Origin of the sequence: Streptomyces sp. 15-116A (genome assembly GCF_025290915.1) — a bacterium.
Taxonomy (GTDB): Bacteria; Actinomycetota; Actinomycetes; order Streptomycetales; family Streptomycetaceae; genus Streptomyces.
This window is the reverse complement of the sequence record NZ_JAOCQE010000424.1, coordinates 1-3,781: the sequence shown is the minus strand read 5'-3', so window position 1 is coordinate 3,781 and position 3,781 is coordinate 1. Positions and strand designations below refer to the sequence as shown.

The window sequence follows — 3,781 nt, the reverse complement described above, 5'->3', positions numbered from 1 at the left end:
TGCCCGTGCCACCCGCGCCGCCCGTGCCGCCGGGGCCGCCCGCGCTGCCGGGGCCGGCGGTGTCCTCGGCTGCGCCGAACGCGGAGCAGCCGGCCACCAGCACCCCGAACCCGACCGCGACCGCCGGAGCCGCGAGACGCAGTGATGGAATCGGGGAGCGGTACGGCGGAGCTGGAGCGTTCATGAGGGTGCGGACCTCGCTGTGCGGCCGAGCAAGAGCAGGGTGAGAGCAGGGGCGGAGGGGCGGGCGGACGCGCCGACCGGGGGACTCTCGCTGGCCGGAGCCAACCGCGTGAAGCCGCCGGTCGTCAAGTGACCGGCAGAGCGAGGTGAGTTGCCTTCTTCCGAGAGGGTACGAAAGCGCCCCGGCCAGACGGGGGATTCCTGGCCGGGGCCGTTCTCGGGGGTGCACGGGGCTGTGCGCGAGGGAGGTTGCTCCCGCAGGGCCCGCCGTCAGGTGCCGGAGCGGGCGATGAGCAGGAAGACGGCCAGGCCGATGGCCACCCCCACGCCGGTCGCGACCGCCGCCACCCCGACGCTGCCGGAGTAGCCGTAGGCGGCCCCACCGCCCAGCAGGCTCAGCGGGAGCGCGATCGCCGCGGCGAATCCCGCCTCCTCGAGGGACGCGGACGACTGGTTCTGCTTCTTCGCGGACATCGGTCCTCCTGTCTGCTCCGGTACGGGAACGCTTCGGTGCGTGCCGCGTCGTGCCCCGTCATCGGCGGTGGCGCGGGGCCCAGCGGAAGCGCAGGGCGACGAGGACGCTCGCCGCCGCCGTCCAGGCACCGCTCGCCAGGGCCGCCGCTCCCAGGTCTCTCCACACCGCCGAGCCCTCGTAGCCGGCCACGGCCGCATCGAGCGAGGAGCCGAAGGGCAGGCAGGCGGCCAGCGTGCGGACCCAGTCGGGCGAGGAGTCCAGCGGGAAGAACCCTCCGGAGATCATCAGCAGCGGAAGGGCCACGGCGTTGGCGATGGGCCCGGCCGCGTTCTCCCCGGGGATCACCACGGTGAGGGCGAGCCCCAGTGCACTGCCCGTCAGCAGGAGCAGCAGCACGGCCGCCACGACCGTAGGGGACTGTTCGGGGACCGCACCGTGAACGGCGGCGGCGTACGCACCGAGCAGCACCACCCCGCCCAGCGAGAGCATGCCCGAGGCGGCGACCCGGCTGCCGAGCAGCGCCCCTCGGCTGACCGGCATCAGCTGCAGCCGCTTGAGCAGCCCGTACTCCCGCAGGTACACCAGTGTGATCGCGATGTTGGACAGGGTGCCGCTGACGACGGCGATGGCCATGGTGGCCGGAGCGTAGTAGACCGCGCTGTCGTCCCCGCCCGCCCCGATCACCGTGAAGGTGACCAGGAAGACGAGGGGAAGCCCGAGCGAGAAGAAGGCCGCCGCGGGATTGCGGATCTGCGCCAGCAGATCGTAGGGGAGCTGGCGGGAGAAGACACGTGCGGCGCCGGGCACACGGCCGGCGTCACGGCGGGCCGACATGCCGGTGTCGGAACTCATCGGTGCGCCGCCTCCAAACTGCTCAGCAGATCCAGGTAGACGTCTTCGAAGGTGGGCGTGCGCACGCTCACGTCGACCAGGGTGAAGCCCTCCCGGGACGCCGCCGCGGACAACCGCTGCACCTGCCCCGCCGGGTCGTGGGTCGCCACGCTCCACCGGCCGGTCGTCTCCTCGAACTCGGCGTCGCCCAGCACGGCCGGCCGGGGCCGGCCGGCCAGCTCCGGTGCGAGGAAGGTGACCCGGGAGGGCAGCCCGCCGCGCTCGCGCAGCCCCGCGACGGTCCCCTCACGCCGCACCCGTCCGCCGACCAGGAACAGCAGATGGCGCGGCGGCGTACCGGCGCGGCCTCCTCACCGCTCACACCGCGCGAGCGCGAGATCCTCGTCCTGGTGGCGCAGGGGCGGACGAATGCCCGCATAGCCCGCCAGCTGGGGATCGGGGAGGCCACGGTCAAGACACATCTGCTCAGTGCCTTCCGCAAGCTGGGCGTGTCGGACCGGACGGGCGCGGTCATGGCAGCGCTGTCGTCGGGCCTGCTGCCGCTGCCGGAGTGAAGCACCCGGCCGCACTCCGGACGGGCCGCCTACCGGATCGCCGCGACCGCCGCCAGGGGGCGCCCGTGTGCCGGCGAACAGATGCACACCGTCGCGCACATGGTGGTCCGCCGCGACGGGAGTGCGCGATGAGTCTGGCACGGATCAGCCGGATCACCGTCGCTGTCATCGCCTCCCAGCCCGTCACCGTCGCCGGCCTGGCCGCCGTCGTCGACGCGCAGCCGAACATGACCGTGGTGGCTACCGCACACTCGGTCAGGGACGGCCTGGCCGACATCACTCGGGCCGAACCCGACGCCGCGATCGTCGAAGTCGGCCCGGACGGCGAGGGATCGCCCGTCCCCGAACTGGTCGACGCACTGCGGCAGCAGGGGAGCGGGACGGCCGTCATCGCCTTCGCCGAGGAGCCGGGAGACGTCGTCATCGCCCTCAAGGCGGGTGCCCGTGGCTTCCTCCTCAAGGACTGTCCCACGGAGGAGATCGTCACCGGCGTCCGCCAGGCCGTCCGCGGCGCGGTCCCCGTGTCGCCGCGCACCCTGCCCCATCTGGTCTCCGAGGTCATGTCCCCGACCGCGCCACCGGCGCTCTCACAGCGGAAGCGGGAGGTCCTCGCGCTCGTCGCACGAGGCCAGTCCAACTCCCGTATCGCCGCGTCCCTGCACGTCTCCGAAGCCACGGTCAAGACCCATATGCGCCGGGTGTTCCACAAGCTCAAGGCCAGCGATCGTGCGTCCGCCGTCGCCCTTGCGATGTCCAAGGGGATGCTGGAGCTGAAGGAGGACCCGACGGCCCCCGACGGGTCCGGCGGCTTCGCGGGACCACCACGCCGCTCGGAGCCCGGATCCTACGCCCGGCGCCCGGCGGCCTCGTGACCGGTGCCCGCACGGCCCGCACGGCCCGCACGGCCCGCACGGGAGGGCCCGCTGCCGGCCCCGAGGAGCTCAGTGCCGCCGAAGGCGCACGGCCAGCACGGCGGCACCGGTGAGCACCAGCACGGCCGCGGCACCGCCCGCGAGTACCCGGGCGTAAGAGCCGGAACCGGTGCCGTCGGCTGCCACGGGAGTGCTGATGCTGCCTTCGTCGCGCGCTCGCGGTACCGGTGAGGTCTCCGGCGCCGGGCTCCGGGCCGCGGCCCCGTCGTCCGTGCTCACCGCCGGCTCCCGCCGCGCCTCCCGCTCCTGCGCCGGTCCCCGCTCCTGCTCTGGCTCCCGCTCCTTCCGCGCTCCCTGCCCTCGTTCCGGGAACACCACGTCCGAGCACGAGTAGTACGTGTCCGGTGTGCTGCTGTTCTGCCAGATCGTGTAGAGCACATGGCGTCCTGTCCGGTCGGACGGCAGGGTGACGCGGAAGCGGTACGCGCCGTTCGTCAGCGCCGGGTCCGTCACCTGGGCGAACGGCTGCCGGGGCAGATCGGACCAGGTGAGGGGCCCGGCGGGGTCGTAGCCGGGCTTGGTCAGATACATGCGGAAGGTGCCCGCGTGGGGGATCGTCGAGACGTATGTCATCGGCAGGGTCCCGCCGGGCGCCACGCGGGTCGCGGGCCAGTCGGCACGGGTCAGATCGAGCCCCCGGTAGGCGGGCAGACCCCCGCTGCACAGCTTGCCGTCGGGAACGCGCTGCCGGTCGGCGCCGTTCACGCCCGGCACCCGCAGGTTGTCCCAGGCCGTGAAGGGCGCCCCGTTCGCGGCGACGGCCGCCCGGCACGCCGCCGACCCGG

Annotated in this window: 6 protein-coding genes and 1 pseudogene; 2 read left to right on the top strand and 5 right to left on the bottom strand. The window is 73.7% G+C overall.

Features of this window, described 5'->3' with window-relative positions; translation table 11 throughout:
- The 4 genes and pseudogenes from N4P33_RS33720 to N4P33_RS33705 form a co-directional block, all read right to left on the bottom strand.
- Window positions 1-184 (bottom strand): annotated as a pseudogene (locus tag N4P33_RS33720) (protease); the annotation flags it as partial.
- A 269-nt stretch (window positions 185-453) separates the two neighbouring features.
- Window positions 454-657: a hypothetical protein gene (locus N4P33_RS33715; protein WP_260830734.1), complete on the bottom strand. Its 204-nt coding sequence runs from the start codon at window positions 655-657 to the stop codon at window positions 454-456.
- 58 nt (window positions 658-715) lie between these two features.
- On the bottom strand, window positions 716-1,510 hold the full coding sequence (locus N4P33_RS33710) for an ABC transporter permease (RefSeq protein WP_260830733.1): 795 nt from the start codon (window positions 1,508-1,510) through the stop codon (window positions 716-718).
- On the bottom strand, window positions 1,507-1,806 hold the full coding sequence (locus N4P33_RS33705; RefSeq protein WP_260830732.1) for a hypothetical protein: 300 nt from the start codon (window positions 1,804-1,806) through the stop codon (window positions 1,507-1,509). The genes N4P33_RS33710 and N4P33_RS33705 overlap by 4 nt, the downstream gene beginning before the upstream one ends.
- A gap of 24 nt (window positions 1,807-1,830) precedes the next feature.
- Here N4P33_RS33705 and N4P33_RS33700 point away from each other — a divergent pair, with 24 nt between their 5' ends.
- Entirely contained in the window at window positions 1,831-2,064 is a 234-nt protein-coding gene (locus tag N4P33_RS33700; protein ID WP_399030617.1) for a response regulator transcription factor, read from the top strand.
- 128 nt (window positions 2,065-2,192) lie between these two features.
- Window positions 2,193-2,936: a response regulator transcription factor gene (locus N4P33_RS33695; protein WP_260830731.1), complete on the top strand. Its 744-nt coding sequence runs from the start codon at window positions 2,193-2,195 to the stop codon at window positions 2,934-2,936.
- A gap of 69 nt (window positions 2,937-3,005) precedes the next feature.
- Here the strand turns inward: N4P33_RS33695 and N4P33_RS33690 are convergent.
- The coding region (locus N4P33_RS33690) for a lytic polysaccharide monooxygenase (RefSeq protein ID WP_260830730.1) at window positions 3,006-3,781 on the bottom strand (776 nt) is incomplete at its 5' end.